At 64.0% G+C, this 15,633-nt stretch carries 19 protein-coding genes; 13 read left to right on the top strand and 6 right to left on the bottom strand.

Annotated features, from left to right (window positions below):
- Position 1: 1 nt before the first annotated feature.
- Entirely contained in the window at positions 2-775 is a 774-nt protein-coding gene (locus ACIPY2_RS16455) for an allophanate hydrolase (protein ID WP_400267465.1), read from the top strand.
- 6 nt (positions 776-781) lie between these two features.
- Here ACIPY2_RS16455 and ACIPY2_RS16450 read toward each other — a convergent pair whose 3' ends face one another.
- Complete coding sequence (locus ACIPY2_RS16450) at positions 782-2,137, bottom strand: DUF445 domain-containing protein (RefSeq protein ID WP_400267464.1); 1,356 nt, start codon at positions 2,135-2,137, stop codon at positions 782-784.
- Positions 2,138-2,187: 50 nt separating this feature from the next.
- Here ACIPY2_RS16450 and ACIPY2_RS16445 point away from each other — a divergent pair, with 50 nt between their 5' ends.
- The 4 genes from ACIPY2_RS16445 (at position 2,188) to ACIPY2_RS16430 (ending at position 4,660) form a co-directional block, all read left to right on the top strand.
- Positions 2,188-3,078, top strand: a complete 891-nt coding sequence (locus tag ACIPY2_RS16445) for a glycerophosphodiester phosphodiesterase (protein ID WP_400267463.1) — start codon at positions 2,188-2,190, stop codon at positions 3,076-3,078.
- 96 nt (positions 3,079-3,174) lie between these two features.
- A complete protein-coding gene (locus ACIPY2_RS16440; protein ID WP_400267462.1) occupies positions 3,175-3,618 on the top strand; it encodes a hypothetical protein in 444 nt (147 codons plus the stop codon).
- Positions 3,615-4,352, top strand: coding sequence for an AzlC family ABC transporter permease (locus ACIPY2_RS16435; protein ID WP_400267461.1), 738 nt, complete (start codon positions 3,615-3,617; stop codon positions 4,350-4,352). Before ACIPY2_RS16440 ends, ACIPY2_RS16435 begins: the two co-directional genes overlap by 4 nt.
- Complete coding sequence (locus ACIPY2_RS16430) at positions 4,349-4,660, top strand: AzlD domain-containing protein (RefSeq protein WP_400267460.1); 312 nt, start codon at positions 4,349-4,351, stop codon at positions 4,658-4,660. The genes ACIPY2_RS16435 and ACIPY2_RS16430 overlap by 4 nt, the downstream gene beginning before the upstream one ends.
- 29 nt (positions 4,661-4,689) lie before the next feature.
- Here the strand turns inward: ACIPY2_RS16430 and ACIPY2_RS16425 are convergent, their stop codons facing one another.
- A complete protein-coding gene (locus ACIPY2_RS16425) occupies positions 4,690-5,319 on the bottom strand; it encodes a TetR/AcrR family transcriptional regulator (RefSeq protein WP_400267459.1) in 630 nt (209 codons plus the stop codon).
- Positions 5,320-5,411: 92 nt separating this feature from the next.
- Here ACIPY2_RS16425 and ACIPY2_RS16420 point away from each other — a divergent pair, with 92 nt between their 5' ends.
- Genes ACIPY2_RS16420 through ACIPY2_RS16410 form a run of 3 tightly spaced genes read left to right on the top strand, consistent with a single transcriptional unit; the run spans position 5,412 to position 6,947 of the window.
- Positions 5,412-5,744, top strand: coding sequence for an MTH1187 family thiamine-binding protein (locus ACIPY2_RS16420; RefSeq protein WP_400267458.1), 333 nt, complete (start codon positions 5,412-5,414; stop codon positions 5,742-5,744).
- A 40-nt stretch (positions 5,745-5,784) separates the two neighbouring features.
- A complete protein-coding gene (locus ACIPY2_RS16415; RefSeq protein WP_400267457.1) occupies positions 5,785-6,456 on the top strand; it encodes an O-methyltransferase in 672 nt (223 codons plus the stop codon).
- Entirely contained in the window at positions 6,456-6,947 is a 492-nt protein-coding gene (locus ACIPY2_RS16410; protein ID WP_400267456.1) for a GNAT family N-acetyltransferase, read from the top strand. Before ACIPY2_RS16415 ends, ACIPY2_RS16410 begins: the two co-directional genes overlap by 1 nt.
- Here ACIPY2_RS16410 and ACIPY2_RS16405 read toward each other — a convergent pair.
- Positions 6,944-7,078: a hypothetical protein gene (locus ACIPY2_RS16405; protein WP_400267455.1), complete on the bottom strand. Its 135-nt coding sequence runs from the start codon at positions 7,076-7,078 to the stop codon at positions 6,944-6,946. The genes ACIPY2_RS16410 and ACIPY2_RS16405 overlap by 4 nt on opposite strands.
- A gap of 150 nt (positions 7,079-7,228) precedes the next feature.
- Between ACIPY2_RS16405 and ACIPY2_RS16400 the strand changes: the two genes are divergently transcribed.
- Positions 7,229-8,146 carry a spermidine synthase gene (locus ACIPY2_RS16400; protein WP_400267646.1) on the top strand — a complete coding sequence of 306 codons (918 nt, stop codon included), beginning with the start codon at positions 7,229-7,231 and terminating at the stop codon, positions 8,144-8,146.
- On the opposite strand, the gene ACIPY2_RS16395 is transcribed toward ACIPY2_RS16400, so the two are convergent.
- Positions 8,135-9,025, bottom strand: coding sequence for a LysR family transcriptional regulator (locus tag ACIPY2_RS16395; RefSeq protein ID WP_400267454.1), 891 nt, complete (start codon positions 9,023-9,025; stop codon positions 8,135-8,137). The two genes, ACIPY2_RS16400 and ACIPY2_RS16395, sit on opposite strands and share 12 nt — an antisense overlap.
- Positions 9,026-9,169: 144 nt before the next feature.
- On the opposite strand from ACIPY2_RS16395, the gene ACIPY2_RS16390 reads away from it, so the two are divergent.
- Both ACIPY2_RS16390 and ACIPY2_RS16385 read left to right on the top strand, forming a co-directional pair.
- Entirely contained in the window at positions 9,170-10,558 is a 1,389-nt protein-coding gene (locus ACIPY2_RS16390) for an MFS transporter (RefSeq protein ID WP_400267453.1), read from the top strand.
- Between the two features lie 3 nt (positions 10,559-10,561).
- Positions 10,562-11,311, top strand: a complete 750-nt coding sequence (locus ACIPY2_RS16385; RefSeq protein WP_400267452.1) for a 3-hydroxybutyrate dehydrogenase — start codon at positions 10,562-10,564, stop codon at positions 11,309-11,311.
- Positions 11,312-11,410: 99 nt separating this feature from the next.
- Here ACIPY2_RS16385 and ACIPY2_RS16380 read toward each other — a convergent pair whose 3' ends face one another.
- Positions 11,411-12,874 carry an amino acid permease gene (locus ACIPY2_RS16380; RefSeq protein ID WP_400267451.1) on the bottom strand — a complete coding sequence of 488 codons (1,464 nt, stop codon included), beginning with the start codon at positions 12,872-12,874 and terminating at the stop codon, positions 11,411-11,413.
- 268 nt (positions 12,875-13,142) lie between these two features.
- Between ACIPY2_RS16380 and ACIPY2_RS16375 the strand changes: the two genes are divergently transcribed.
- Positions 13,143-13,949, top strand: coding sequence for an IclR family transcriptional regulator (locus ACIPY2_RS16375; RefSeq protein WP_400267450.1), 807 nt, complete (start codon positions 13,143-13,145; stop codon positions 13,947-13,949).
- A 6-nt stretch (positions 13,950-13,955) separates the two neighbouring features.
- Here the strand turns inward: ACIPY2_RS16375 and ACIPY2_RS16370 are convergent, their stop codons facing one another.
- A complete protein-coding gene (locus ACIPY2_RS16370; RefSeq protein WP_400267449.1) occupies positions 13,956-14,411 on the bottom strand; it encodes an SRPBCC domain-containing protein in 456 nt (151 codons plus the stop codon).
- Between the two features lie 164 nt (positions 14,412-14,575).
- Between ACIPY2_RS16370 and hutU the strand changes: the two genes are divergently transcribed.
- Positions 14,576-15,633: urocanate hydratase (hutU, locus tag ACIPY2_RS16365; RefSeq protein WP_400267448.1), on the top strand; the 1,058-nt coding region annotated here is incomplete at its 3' end.

Below are 15,633 nucleotides of genomic sequence, written 5' to 3'. Positions count from 1 at the left end.
GATGAGCGCGATAGTGATGGACCCCGGTACGCAAACCGTCGTCGTGCCCCCGGACGTGGCACTGGATCGCGCTTCGATGCAGTTGGCGAATGCCTTGCTTGGGAACCCTTTGGAGGCGTCCGGCCTGGAGATCCTGGTTGGTGGACTCAAGCTGCGCTTTGTCACGGGATCCGCCTTTGCCGTGAGCGGCGCCGAGGGGCTGGTCAGGCTCAACGGCTCTGAAATCACCATGAACAAGGCAGTGCGGGTGGCGCCCGGAGGTGTGCTGGAATTCGGCCAGGCCCTGTTCGGTCTCCGCTATTACCTTGCGGTCCAAGGCGGTGTGGAACCCCAGCCGGAACCTCTCAGAACCGGGCGCACCCTCGCCTTTGGCCGGCCCCACGGGCAGGGGTTTCCGCTGGTGAAACAGCCACCGCGCCGTGCGCTCGATTCGGGGAGGCCGGTGGTCGCCCGGGTCGCGCCGGGGCCGGACGTGGAAAGGTTCGACGCCGGCACGTGGCTTCGGTTGACCAAGGAACCTTGGACTCTCTCCCCGGAATCCGATCGTGCCGGAGCGCGGCTCGCCGGGCGGCCGCTCATGGTCGCCGCGCAGGCAACCCCCGCACGACCGTTGGTTCCCGGGGCGGTCCTGTTGCCGCCGTCGGGCCTTCCCCTGATCGCCCTCGCGGGCCACCCGGAATCCAGCCGCTCACCGGTTGTTGCCGTGGTCCGGGACGAAGACCTGGACGCGCTGGGGCAGGCCCGGCCGGGGCAAATGGTGCACTTGCTGGGGTGAACAGCCCTACCCGAACAACATGTGGGCCACTGTGAAGATCAACAGCCCGGCCAAGGCTCCTACCACCGTGCCGTTGATACGGATGTATTGGAGGTCCTTGCCCACCTGGAGTTCGATCTTCTGCGATGTTTCCTCAGCATCCCAGCGAGCCACAGTGTCCGAGATGACCCCCGCGATGTCGGAGCGGTAGGTATTCACCAGGTAACCGGCGGCGTCCCCGATCCACGTGTTGACCTTGCCGGCGAGTTCCGCATCGTTGACCAACCGTGAACCGAAGTCGCGCACGGCGCTCTTGAATCGCTGGCTCAGTTCGCTGTGTGGATCGTCGACGGCGGCGAGCAGGGCAGTCTTGACGGTACCCCACGTGCGGGAAGCCAGTTCGCGGACCTCCGGATCGCCGAGGATCTGGGCCTTGATGCCTTCCGCTCGTTCAATCATGGCCGGGTCATGTTGCAGGTCCTGGGCCAGATCCGTCAGGTAGGTGTCGATGGACTGGCGTACTTGGTGGTTCGGGTCGTTCTGGACCGCACGGACGAACTTCAGTAGTTCCACGTACACCTTGTCGCCCACGAGTCCGTCCACGAAAGTGGGGACCCATACGGGTGAGCGGTCCGATACCAGGCGGTTAACGGTGTTGTGGTTGGCATCCACCCAGTCGGCGGCACGGTCCACGAGGAGGTCCACGAGTTTGTGGTGGTGCCCGTCCGCGAAGATCCTTTCAGCCATCCGTCCTACGGGTGGACCCCACGGGGGAGTGAGCAGGTGCTTGCGGACCAAGCCTTCGATCACCGCCTGGACGTCGTCGTCGTTCAGCACGGTAAATGCGCCGCGGATTACGGCGCCGCCTTCCTTGGCTACGCGCTCGGCGCCGCCAGGAGCGGCCAGCCACGTGCCGGCCTTGCGTGCGATATCGATGCTGGCCAATTTGTCCTGCACGACTTCCTGTGAAAGGAAGTTGCTCTCCACGAAGTCGCTGAGCGACTGGCCGATCTGGTCCTTGCGCCGCGGAATGATCGCAGTGTGGGGGATTTTCAGCCCCATCGGATACCGGAACAACGCCGTCACCGCGAACCAGTCGGCAAGCGCACCCACCATGCCGCCTTCGGCCGCGGCCCTGACGTATTCCAGCCAGGGGTACTGCTTCTGCAGTGCGAACGCGAACAGGAAGATCACGGCCATCACTATCAGCAGCGTCAATGCCAGTCGCTTCATGCGCCGAAGAGCCATGGCCTTTTCCTGGTCGCCGCTGGAAAGTCCGACGACGGCGGGCCGGGTTTTGGTGCTGCGCCCGCCGGCAGTTGGGGCCGGGGCAGGGGGGTCGGTGACGTCTTCGGCCGGGATTCGTTCAGAGTTCACCTGCATTAGCCCAGACTAGCCCCCCTACGTACATGCCCGTGGGCTACCGTGACTGCATGACGAGTGAATCCTTCGACTCTGCACGGCCCCGCGTCTACGCCCACCGCGGCGCGAGTGCTGCGTTTGCCGAGCACACCAGGGCCGCATATTTGAGGGCCCTGGCCGACGGCGCTGACGGGGTGGAGTGCGATGTGCACCTGACCAGGGACCAGCACGTGGTGCTGCTGCATGATGCCAACCTGGACCGAACGTCCAACGGCACGGGCCCCGTCTCGGAGAAGACCCTCGAAGAACTCCGGGACCTGGATTTCTCGTCCTGGAAGGGTGCGCGGATCCCGGAGGCCTACGGTGGTATCGCCGACCAGTTCCTGACCCTGCCGGAGCTGCTGGACATTCTTCGGGAGGCAGGCCGCGAGGTTGGCCTCGCCATTGAGCTGAAGCACCCAAGCCCGTACCAGCTCAAACTCGAGGACCGGGTGTTGGAACTCCTCGAGGAGGAGGGCTGGACGCCGCAGGATTCGAGGCTGGACAACATCCAGGTTTCCTTCATGAGCTTCGACCCCGACTCAGTGCAGCGGCTGCTCCAAACTGTCCCGGCAGAGCACGTATGCCAATTGGTGGACAACTTCACCGCCCAGGAACTCCGTGAGGAACTGGGCCTTGGGCCAATCGCGGCCGGTGCCGTGGCAAACGTGATGAAAGCTGCCCAGCAGGAGGCCGAACGCGTCCTGGACGAGGGCGAGGCGGGCATTGCCGGCCCGGGCATCGACTACGTTCGGGAGCACGCGCGGAACGTCCAGCGTTGGCAGGAAGCCGGCAGGATTTTCCGGGTGTGGACGGTGGACTCCGAGAAGGACGTTGCCCTGTGCCAGGGACTCGGCATCCAGGAGATCACCACCAATAAGCCCGCCCAGGTCCTGGCCCAACTGTCCGTCCCGAGCAAGTAGCAGTTCAAGCCGTTTCTGCTGCCCGGAACGGCCCGGGCCGGCGTCCGGTCGGGGAAACTTTGGCAGCTCCCACAGCCGTTGTGATTGAGTGGTCTCATGTCACTTCGCTGGTCACCCAACGCAACTCAACTCATGCATTCCGTTTCAGCCATAGGTTTGAGCTCGCTCCTCTTGGCCAGCGCCATGAAGCACTTCCGCAGTCCGTCCTTCTACAACCCCGTGGTGCCGGAGTATTTGTGCCGCAACGATGAGCCTGGAAGCGCGCCCAACGGCCCACTCGCGGTGATGTCCCGGGAGGAATGGATCGCTTCCTCCGGGCTGCTTGAGGTGAGTGCCGCCGTCGGACTTTTGGTCCCCGCCACCCGCAAGGTGGCCGCGGAGGCAACTACCGCCATGTTCGCTGCATTCCTCGCCGGGCATATTGATGCGCTTCGCCGCGCATACGGTCCCCGCGGGACCCAGAAAGAGAGGCGAATCCACACACTTCGCCTGCCACTCCAAGTTCCCTTGATCCTGTGGTCGTGGAGCCTGCGGAAGTGAAACTCAGGGACTCGCCGGCTTTCAAGATCGCGCTCTCCCTGAGCATCGCCACGGGTTTGTACGGGGTTTCCTTTGGTGCCTTGTCCGTCGCTTCGGGGTTCGATTTCTGGCAGACGATGGTGCTGAGCCTCCTGCTTTTCAGCGGGGGCTCGCAGTTCGCCTTCATTGGTGTTGTGGGCGGCGGAGGTTCAGGTGTTGCCGCCATGACGGCCAGCGCGCTGCTCGGCCTGCGCAACGGAATCTACGGCATGCAGATCAACGCCATGCTGCGACCTGGCGGGTGGAAGCGGTACGTTTCGGCGCACATCACCATCGATGAGTCCACGGCCACAGCATCCGGACAGTCCGATATCGATGAGCAGCGGAGAGGCTTCTGGACCGCAGGAATCGGAATATTCGTTCTCTGGAATATGTTCACGGCCGTCGGAGCCTTGGCAGGAGACGCCATGGGCGACCCGAAGCAGTGGGGTTTGGACGGGGCGGCGGTGGCTGCGTTCCTTGCGCTTCTTTGGCCGCGCTTGAAAGGCCGTGAACCTTGGGCGATTGCCGCAGCATGCGCCTTGGCCACCATTATTGCCGTGCCGTTTGTTCCTTCCGGGGTGCCCATCCTGGTAGCGGCGCTGGTTGCCGGAGTGATCGGTTGGTACAGCCACGCCCGTATGGACGAGGGCCTTGAGCCTGACATCGACCCGTACCCCGAAAGCCGCTCGCGTGGGCAGGGAGGAGCCAAATGAACCTGTGGTTGTGGATTGGACTCGCCTGCGCCCTGGCCTACCTGACTAAACTGGTGGGCTACTTTGTTCCCGCCAAGCTCCTGGAGAATCCCCGGATCACGCATATTGCCGGAACCATGACCATCGGCTTGCTGGCGTCGTTGACCGTGGTGAACGCTGTGGCTTCCGGGCAGGCCGTGGTCCTGGATGCCCGAATCGGCGCGCTCATGGCGGCCGCCGTTGCGCTTTGGTTGCGTGCGCCGTTCCTCGTGGTGGTGATTTCGGGCGCTGGCGCGGCCGCCCTGCTGCGCTTGCTCGGCTGGAGCTGAACTGCGGGGCTGGGGGCTGAAGGGCCGGGCTAAACAGCTTCGCTGAAGGAAACTCCGGGGATGTCGGACTGCGCAGGAAGAGGCCGGGACGGGCGCTCGGTGCGGATGGCGTCTTCAACCAGGGCGAGAGGTCGCTTCCAGGCCTCGGAACCGGGTTCCATGGTGTCCACGGCGCCGATCAGCATGGCTACGAGCCGCACCATGTCTTCAATGGTGATGTCGCGTCGCAGTGATCCTTGCCCCTGCCCTCGCTGCAGGAGCGTTGCCATGGTGTCGATGAGGCCTCGCGTGATACCTACCAGCAGTCCGCGGCGGCCCGCTACGGCGCTGAGCAGGTTGGCTTCATCGCTGGCCACGCGCATCACTGCATCGATGAGGTTCATGAGTCCTTCGGCGGCGTCCATGCCGTCGAGCGCTGCCTGGGCAACCGGATCTGCGTGCTGCCGAAGCTCACGGGACAGGGCAGACAGGACGAGTTGTTCTTTGTCGGTGAAGTTGCGGAACAGGGTGGCCGGACCGACCCCGGCCGTGGCTGCGATGGTCTGCAGCGGTACTTCAGGGCCGTATTCGCGGAAACACTTGCGCGCCGCGGTGATGATCTTGTCCACATTGCGTGCGGCGTCCGCCCTGAGGGGCTTGCGTTCGGAGGGCTGTTCCATGCTGCCCAGATTAGCAATGGAGCGCTGATCCCCAGTGGTTACGCGGGAGTAGCACGTTATATGACATACCCGTACGTGGAACACTGGTTTCCATGTTGCTTGCATTCTCAGTAGCCCCTTCGGGCCAGCCCGCCTCAGCTCCCACCGATTCGCCCAACGCCGACGCCTCGGTGCACGACGCCGTCGCTGCCGCCGTCAAGATCGTCCGCGAGTCCGGACTGCCCAACCAGACGGACTCCATGTTCACCACCATCGAGGGCGAATGGGACGAGGTGTTCGACGTCGTCAAACGCGCCACCGAGGCCGTTGGGCGCTATGGCAGCAGGGTCTCCCTGGTGATCAAGGCCGACATCCGTCCCGGCTACAGCGGTGAACTGGCCGGCAAGGTTGAGCGGCTGGAAGACGCGATCTCCAAGGCAGAGTAGTTCCTTCCGCCCGGGCCCGGCGGATGCAAGACTGGGGGCCATGATCGAACACGTGGCCAAGCCCGCTTGGGTTGAGGTGGAGCGTTACCTGACGGACGTCGTCGTGCGTCCTGGCCCCGAGCATGAACGGGCCTTGAGTTCCGCCGTTGAGGCCGGCATGCCGGCCATTGAGGTGGCACCGAACGCCGGAAAGCTGCTCAAGATGCTGGTCCAGCTTTCGGGCGCGAGGCGCATCCTGGAAATCGGCACCCTGGCCGGCTTCAGCAGCATGTGGATGGCCCAGGGACTGCCCGACGACGGCCGGCTGGTGACGTGCGAATACCTGCAGAAGCATGCCGATGTTGCCCGGGCCAACCTTGACGCCGCGGGCGTGGGCCACAAAGTGGAGATACGTGTTGGTACCGCCCTTGACACGCTGCCCGCCTTGGCCTCGGAGGATGCTTTCGACTTTGTGTTCATCGACGCGGACAAGGAAAACGACGTCAACTACCTCGACTGGGCCATCCGTTTGGGGCACCCGGGGACGACGATCGTGATGGACAACGTGATTTGGGACGGGGCAATCCTGGAACCCGAACGGGATGAGGTCAACGCCCCCGGAATCATCCGGGCGCTGGACATGCTGGGCCAGGACCCTCGCCTGGATTCCACCGTGATCCAAACGGTCGGCAGCAAGGGCTGGGACGGTTTTGCGATAGCGCGGGTGCGTTGATGGATTTCAGCATCCGGGCTGCCACTGTTGAAGACGCCCGGGAAATGGCAATCATGCATGTCCAGGCCTGGCGGGAGAGCTACGGCCACCTCTTGCCGCCGGAGTTTTTCGCCAAGCAGGAATCCGCGTTGCCGGACAGGGTCGAGCGGTACAGGACCTCGATCGCGGAGGGTCACAAGCGGATTCTCGCCCACGATCCCGACGGGAAGCTCGTGGGGATAGCCGCGGCTGGAGAAGGGCGGGACGAGGACAGTCCGTGTGAGCTGGAGCTGTTCATGCTCTACACTCTTAGGCATGTTCACGGCCGCGGAGTGGGCCAGGCCTTGGTTGACGAATTATTGGGTGACGGCCCGGCCTACCTGTGGGTCCTCGACGACAATCCGCGGGCCCAGGCGTTCTACCGCCGCAACGGCTTTGTGCCGGACGGAAAGCGCCAACTTTGCGATCCTTCCTGGTACTCGTTGCCGGAGCACCGGATGGTGCGGCGCTAGCTATCGACGTCCAGTTCGTCATCCATGATGCTGGGAAGCTTGGGAACGCGCGCCAACAGCAGGCAGACGACCGTCAGCCACGCCGCCACAGCCGTCAGGACCTCCGCCCACATGGTCGCTTCGTACTCCATGGGCTGATTTTATGGCGTATCCCGCCAAATAGTAAGCAGCCTTAGCACTTGTTCCAACCGAGTCCTCCACTAGGCTTGAACCATGACTGACGCGGGGTGGAGATAGTGCCGAAGGCCGGGAAATCCAGCAAGGCGGGCAGGTCGACGCGCCTGGGGCGTTCGACGGCGGCAGTCATCGAGGTGCCGGAAGGCACCCGCCCTGACGGGCCGGTTGCGGGCGTGTACTACATCGATACCGGCGATTGTGAGTTGCTGCCTGATCCGGACAACGGCAACGGATGGCTCCTGAAAATCAATGGCGTGCTGAGCTCGCATATCGACCTTGAAGACCCTTTGTTCCTCGACTTTGAATACATGCGGTGGATTGCTGCCCTGGTGGAATCGCGCTGGCCGCGCGATACCAAGCCGAAGCTCCGGGCCCTACACCTTGGCGGGGGAGCGTGTTCCATGGCCCGCTACTTCAACGCCGCCTATCCCGATGCCCGGCAGGTCGTCGTCGAACTCGACGGAAAACTGGCAGAGTACGTGCGCGGCTGGTTCGACCTTCCCAAGGCCCCGCTGCTGCGGATCCGTGTGGGCGAGGCCCGGCAGGTTACTGAATCGCTCACGCCGGATACCCGCGACCTGATCATCCGGGACGTCTTTGCAGGAGCCTTTACCCCGAGGGCGCTGACCACCCGCGAATTCAATGCCCACGCGGACGCAGTCCTGGCGCCGGACGGGTTGTACGTGGTGAACTCCGGCGACGCCCCGGACCTCAAGAACGCCCGCGCGGACGCCGCCACCATCGCGGACACTTTTGAACACACGCTGATCATTGCCGATCCACCCATGCTGAAAGGCCGGCGCTACGGCAACATGATCATGGCCGGCAGCCATGTACCTTTCGGCGACGACCCCACCCTGGCCCGGCGCCTCCTGGGCGGCGCGGTCCCTGCCCATATCTGGGATGACGCCCAGGTCCGGGCCTTCGCTGCGGGAACGCCCGTTCGGCACGACCCTGCACCGACTGCGCCCGAGGATTCCTTTGCCAGTGATCCGGCACCCCGGGAAGAGTCAGCCCAGTAGCTCTTCCCGCCGGCTCTCCGTTTCTTCGCGCAAGGCCTGCACGACGGCGGCTACCGCCGGACGGCGCATGGAGTCGGGCCGCAGGACCAGCCAATAAGGGAGGAGTTCGGCGAAGTCTTCGGGCAGCAGCCGCACGAGGTCAGGGTGCCGGTCGGCCATGAAGCAGGGCAGGAAGCCAACCCCGGCCCCGGCGCGCGTGGCCTCCACGTGGACGAACACATTGGTTGATGTCAGGCCGTCGCGCATGGTGGGGACGAGCCTGCGCGGGGCGTCGAGGTCGTCCACCTGGAGCATGGAATCAACAAAGTAGACCAGCTGGTGCTGCGTCATCTCTTCCGGATTGGCAGGTGTTCCGTGGTCCTTCAAATACTTCTTTGACGCGTACATTCCCAGCCGATACTCGCCGAGCCGGATCGCCTCGGCCCTGTGGACCTGCGGCGTGCCCACCACCACCTCGATGTCCAAACCCGAGCGTTGCTGCAAGGCCCTGCGGGTCACGGTGACGATTTCCAGGCTGAGGCCCGGATGGTCCTTCCGCAGGCGGGCTGCCGCCGGCGCGGCAATGTACGCGCTGAAGCCGTCGGTCGCGGTCATGCGTACGACGCCGGTGATGGGGTCCGGTGCGTGGTCGCTTGCTCCCAGGGTACTCACCGCCGCCTCTACCCGTTCTGCGACGAGGACCGCTTCCGCCCCCAGTTCCGTGACTTCCCATCCACCCGCCGCGCGGGCGAGGACGCGGCCGCCGAGAGCCTTCTCCAGTGCGGCGATCCTGCGCGAAACGGTGGTGTGGTTGAGTCCCAAGGCCTGTGCCGCCGTCGTGAACTTTCCTGACCGTGAAACGGTGAGGAGGATGAGGAGGTCGTCCGGGTTCGGATTCATATCTGCAATTCTGCACACCTAAGGTGCCTTATTGGTCATTGAGACACGCCGAATCTGCAGCAATACTCAGTGGAGCAATTCGTGTTGTGGATCACAACGCACTTCGAGCAGGACCCTGTCAAAGAAGACACTGAGGAGATGGACATGAGCGTAGAGCAACGCTCCACACCGGCCGCCAGGAACAGCGGCAAAGGATCCGGGCTGAAGAAAATCGTCGCTGCATCCATGGTGGGAACCGTGGTGGAGTGGTATGAATTCTTCCTTTACGCCACCGCAGCCACACTGGTTTTCGGAAAGTACTTCTTCCCGAGCACTGGAAACGAACTCGACGGCATCATCCAGGCCTTCATCACCTACGCCGTAGGCTTCGTTGCCCGGCCGCTGGGTGGCATCGTCTTCGGCCAGATCGGCGACAAGCTCGGCCGCAAGCCCACCCTCCAGCTGACCATCGTGATCGTCGGTGTCTCGACGTTCCTGATGGGCTGCCTCCCGGGCTTTGCGGACATCGGATACTGGGCCCCGGCCATGCTGGTTGCCTTGCGCTTCATCCAGGGTTTCGCGCTCGGCGGTGAATGGGGCGGTGCCGTGCTGCTCGTCGCAGAACACAGCCCCAACAAGTCGCGCGCTTTCTGGTCCTCCTGGCCGCAGGCCGCAGTGCCCGTAGGCAACCTGCTGGCAACGCTGGTGCTGTTCGTCATGTCCACCACGCTCAGCAGCGAGGCCTTCCTCGGCTGGGGCTGGCGCGTGGCGTTCTGGCTGTCCGCGGTAATCGTGTTCGTTGGCTACTACATCCGTACCCACGTCACCGAGGCTCCCATCTTCCTCGAAGCCAAGGCGCAGGTGGAGGAGCCCAAGGCCATCAGCTACGGCGTGGGCGAGGTTATCCGAAAATACCCCAAGGGGATCCTGCAGGCCATGGGACTCCGGTTTGCCGAGAACATCATGTACTACCTCGTGGTCAGCTTTGCGATCGTCTACCTCAAGAGCGTCCACAAATACGACACGTCCTCGCTCTTGCTGGCACTCCTGATCGCCCACGTGATCCACTTCCTGGTGATCCCGCAGATCGGCCGGCTGGTTGACTCCTGGGGCCGCAAGCCGGTCTACCTGATTGGCGCGATCACGGGCGCGGCCTGGCCGTTCTTCGCCTTCCCGATGTTCGACACCAAGAACGCCGTGATCATCGTCCTCGCCGTGACCATCGGTCTCTGCCTCCACGCCTTCATGTACGCAGGACAGCCGGCCATCATGTCCGAGCTCTTCCCCACCCGCATGCGGTATTCCGGTGTTTCGCTGGGTTCGCAGGTGACGTCCATCTTCGCTGGATCGCTCGCGCCGCTGCTGGCTACCCAGTGGCTCAAGGACACCGGATCATGGCTGCCTACGGCCATCTACCTCGTGGTGGCCTGCGCCATTACCGCCGTCGCTGTCGTCTCCCTGAAGGAGACCAAGGGTATTGCGCTTGAGGACGTTGACGCCGCTGACGCTGAGCGCCACGGACTGGCAACGGCCCCCGCAACTACGAAAGGCTGATCCATGGACAACTCCTTGAACGGGCGCAAAGCCCTGGTGACCGGTGGCGCGAGCGGAATCGGGGCGGCTTGTTCCCGGGCGCTCGCCGCACGGGGAGCGAAAGTGGTGGTGGCCGACGTCGATGCCTCCGGAGCGGCGGCCCTCGCCGACGAGCTGGGCGGCACTGCCTGGACGGTTGACCTGCTGGATACGGACGCCCTGGCCGCCCTGAGCCTGGACTGCGACATCCTGGTCAACAACGCCGGCATCCAGAAGGTTGCACCCATCGAGGAGTTCGATCCTTCAGAGTTCCGGCGGATCGTGGCCCTGATGCTGGAGGCCCCGTTCCTGCTGATCCGGGCCGCCCTCCCGCACATGTATGCCAACGGCTTTGGGCGGATCATCAACATCTCCTCCGTCCACGGGCTGCGGGCCTCGGCCTACAAGAGTGCTTACGTCTCCGCCAAGCATGGACTTGAGGGGCTCAGCAAGGTCACGGCACTTGAGGGTGGCGAGCGTGGGGTTACCTCGAACTGCATTAACCCCGGCTACGTCCGCACGCCTTTGGTGGAGAAGCAGATCGCCGACCAGGCCCGGCTGCACGGCATCCCCGAATCCGAGGTCCTGGCCAAGGTGATGCTCACCGAGTCCGCCGTGAAGCGGCTGGTGGAGCCGGAGGAGGTTGCGTCTTTGGCTGCGTGGCTGTCATCCGACGACGCCGGCATGGTCACCGGCGCGAGCTACACGATGGATGGTGGCTGGTCGGCGAGGTAGGAATGGCCGCGAGGCCCCTTACCCGGCTCGGCGTGTGCCTGGCCGGGTAAGGGGCCTCGTGCTTATCCGGCGCGTACCTGCATTGCGCTCATGCCTCGGCTATGGCGCCTTGACCACCGGAAGCGACGCCGTCTCATCAACCAACTCCGCCCGGCGCAGGCCGCCGCCACGGACCCACAGCTTGTAGGCCACAAGCAGCAACACCAGCCACGTCGCGCCCACGTACAAGGCCACCCGGGTGTCTTCGAAGACCCCCAGGATCACGATCACCAGGGCCATGAAAGCCATGGTCAGGATAGAAGCGAGCGGCCACAGCGGAGAGCCGAACTCGGAAGCCGGCAAGCCTTTCTGCTTGATCTCGCGCTTCATGGCAACGTGCGAGGCCAGGATCATCACCCAGACCCAGACGGTGGCAAACGTTGCGATAGAGGCGATCACAACGAACACGTCTTCCGGGATCACGGCGTTCAGCACGACGCCCACCAGCAGGATGCCACCCATCATCACCACCGTCATCCAAGGAACACCGTGGCGGGAGACCTTGCCGAAGCTCTTGGGAGCGTGGCCCTGCTGGGCAAGGCCGAAGAGGATGCGGCCGGCCCCGAAGATGTCGCTGTTGATAGCGGACAGTGCGGCGGTGATGACTACCGCGTTGAGGATGTGCGGTGCCGCGGGAATGCCCAGTCCGGCGAAGATCTGCACGAACGGGCTGCCATTGCTGCCGATTTCGTTCCACGGGAAGATGCTCATCAGCACACCGAGCGTCAGGACGTAGAAGAGCAGGACGCGAACGGGAACGGTGTTGACTGCTTGCGGGATGACCTTCTTCGGATCGGCTGCTTCGCCGGCGGTGATGCCAATCGTTTCGATGCCGCCGAAGGCGAACATCACGACGGCGAACGCGGCCAGGAGGCCTTCGAAACCGTTCGGGAACAAACCGCCATGGTTGACGAGGTTCCCCAGTCCCGGTGCCACGCCGCCGCCGTCGTTCCCGGCCTGGAAGCCGAACACCACAATCGCCGCGCCGCCGATGATCATGGCGATGATCGCAACCACTTTGATGAGTGAGAACCAGAACTCGAGTTCCCCGAAGACCTTGACGCTGAGCAGGTTCATGGCCCCCAGGAAAAGGATGATCGCGAGCACCCAGATCCAACGGTCCACCTGCGGGAACCAGAACCCCATATAGATGCTGAAGGCTGTGACGTCCGCGATGGCGACGATCGCCATCTCGAAGACGTAGGTCCAACCGGTCACGAACCCTGCGAACGGGCCGAGGTAGCGGCTGGCGTACTGGCCGAAGGAGCCGGAAACGGGGTGCCGGACGGCCATTTCTCCCAGTGCGCGCATCACCATGAAGACGGCTGCGCCGCCGATGATGTACGCCAGGAGGACGGCGGGACCGGCTTTTTGGATGGCGGATGCGGATCCGTAGAAGAGGCCTGTGCCGATGGCTGATCCGAGTGCCATGAAGCGGATGTGTCGGACGTTGAGGCCACGGCTAAGAGCCGAACCGGCGGCCTGAAGGACGGAATCCTTCTCGGCCAGCGTGGTGTGTTGCATGGTAAAACCTTCTCGTCTTTGGGAGGGGATCGCTATTCAGCACATCACTTTCCGGGGCTTTGTGATGGGACTCACGGGGGTTTGCTGTCTTCGATGGCAGACACCGGGGTCGGAGACCGGACTTGGTATCTGGGATTCCAGACGCCGCATGGTGGACTGTGGTAGGAAAGGGCTCCGATGCGGGTGCATCCTTGAGTACGGGATACCGGACAGGCGGTGAAAAAGCTGCCCTGAACGCTAAATCAAGCAACCCAAGCAACGAGGCACCATGACCACCACGCCAACGACACCCGGCAAGTCCGCTTCCAAAGTTCCTGCCGCCGAGAACACCCTGAGGATCCTCAAGCTGCTGGCCTCGCGCCGGGGGCCGATGGCGGCGTCGAACATTGCCACGGCGCTCGGCCTGCCGCGCTCCAGCGTCTACCACCTGCTGGGCGTCATGGAGGCCAACGGCTTTGTACTTCACCTCCATGAGGAGCAGCGGTACGGCCTGGGGATCAGCGCCTTCGAGCTCAGTTCGGCCTATTCGCGCCAAGAACCTTTGTCCAGACTTGGCCGGCCCATGCTCGCGTCCCTGGTAGATGCGATCGGCGAGAGCGCGCACCTTGCGGTGCTGCACGGCCGGGACGTTCTCTACATCGTGGAGGAACGCGCCAAGAACCGCCCGAGCCTGGTGACCGACGTCGGCGTCCGCCTGCCCAGCCACCTCACCGCCAGCGGCCGCGCCATCCTGGCCGCGCTTCCCAAGTCGCAGGTCCGCGCGCTGTACCCGAATGCCGCCGCCTTCACATCCCGCAACGAGGTGGAATTTCCCATCATGAAGTACTCGGCCCTGTCCTCCCACCTGGACCAGGTCCGGCAGCGTGGCTACGCCACGGAGAACGGCGAAATCACCCCCGGCTTTGGATCCATCGCCGCCGCTGTGACGGACCATGTGGGATGGCCGACGGCGGCAGTCGCGGTGACGTTCCTGGAGGACAGACTGCCGGCCGAGCAGTGGCCGGTCCTTGCTGCCCGCATCCGCAAGGCTGCGGACGAGCTGTCAGTGCGCATCCACGGACGCCCGTCCGCCTGAGGACTCCTACCCGGCTTCGGTGGCCGTGCCAGGCCCAGAAGCGTCGCGCTCCACGAGCTTGCGGAATGCCTCCAGCTCGCCTCGGAAGCTGCCCTTGTACGAGCCTGCGGCGAACAGCCGGGCAGAGATTCCTGAGATGAAACCGCGGGTCACGAACTGCTGGTTGATACGTGTGCCTTCCCCCTCGGGCACGAACGCGACATCCGATTCACCCTTCAGGATGGCGTTCCCGAAGCGTGTGCGGATGTGGCTGGGCCGCTCCACCTCAAGGATCTCTGTGGGGCTTGCCATGCGCCCGAACCAGACCGTGTAACGGCTCCCGGGAGTGTCCATGGACCCTGTCAGGTCCGTGGTCCGGGTAACCCCTCCAATCCACTCCGGAAAGCGGTCGGGATCGGTCCACGTGGAGAAGACCTTATCGGGTGGTGCCGCGACGAAAGTGGACACACGGAACGTTGCCATGGGACCAGCATGCTCCTGTTTGCGCGGGAATGCGAGGGGTTGGCCTGCGTCTGTAATCCCGGACAGCACCCGTCGAAAAGCCGTTCCAGGTCCCTTCCGAACAGGCTCTACTGGATACAGAAGATCTTTCACCCAGACACTTTTCGAGAGATGAAGGAGCCATCATGGCACCCGCCGATTTCACTACTGGAGCCCGTCCGGTCAAGGCTGCCCGGGGCACGGAGCTCACCGCTAAGTCGTGGCAGACTGAAGCGCCGTTGCGCATGTTGATGAACAACTTGGACCCTGAGGTTGCTGAGCGTCCGGATGACCTGGTGGTCTACGGGGGCACCGGCCGGGCTGTGCGTTCGTGGGCTGCGTTTGATGCGATTACCCGGACGCTGGAGTCCATGGAGAAGGACGAGACCCTTCTGGTGCAGTCGGGTAAGCCGGTGGGTGTGTTCCGCACGAATGAGTGGGCGCCGCGGGTGCTGCTGGCCAACTCGAACCTGGTGGGGGACTGGGCGACGTGGCCTGAGTTCCGCCGTCTGGAGGCTGAGGGCCTGACGATGTACGGGCAGATGACCGCGGGGTCGTGGATTTACATCGGCACCCAGGGCATCCTGCAGGGCACTTATGAGACGTTCGCTGCCGTGGGTGAGAAGCTCAAGGCTGACGGCCGGCATCCTGCCCCCGCTGCGGAGGGCTCGTCGGAGGGCCCGCTTGCCGGGACGCTGACCCTGACCGGCGGCTGCGGTGGCATGGGCGGCGCCCAACCGCTGGCCGTGACGCTGAACGACGGCGCGTGCCTGATCGTTGATGTGGACGAAACCCGGTTGCGTCGCCGTGCGGGGAAGCGGTACCTGGACGAGGTCGAGACCGACCTGGACACCGCGATCGCGAAGGTCAATGCGGCCAAGGCTGAGCGTCGTGGCTGGTCGGTGGGGTATGTGGGTAACGCCGCTGAGGTGTTCCCGGAACTGCTGCGTCGTCACAAGGCAGGCGAGTTGACCATTGATGTGGTCACTGACCAGACCAGTGCCCATGATCCGTTGTCTTACCTGCCCGAGGGCATCACCGTGGCCGAGTGGCACACCGAAGCCGCAGCGGACCCGGAAGGGTTCACGAAGAAAGCCCAGGCCTCCATGGCCCGCCACGTGCAGGCGATGGTGGAGTTCCAGGACGCCGGCGCCGAGGTCTTCGATTACGGCAACTCCATCCGCGATGAGGCCCGCAAGGGCGG

This window comes from Paenarthrobacter sp. NPDC089675 (genome assembly GCF_044749185.1).
Classification (GTDB): Bacteria; Actinomycetota; Actinomycetes; order Actinomycetales; family Micrococcaceae; genus Arthrobacter.
Note: the sequence above shows the minus strand (reverse complement) of the source record. Positions and strands in the feature narration are given on the sequence as shown.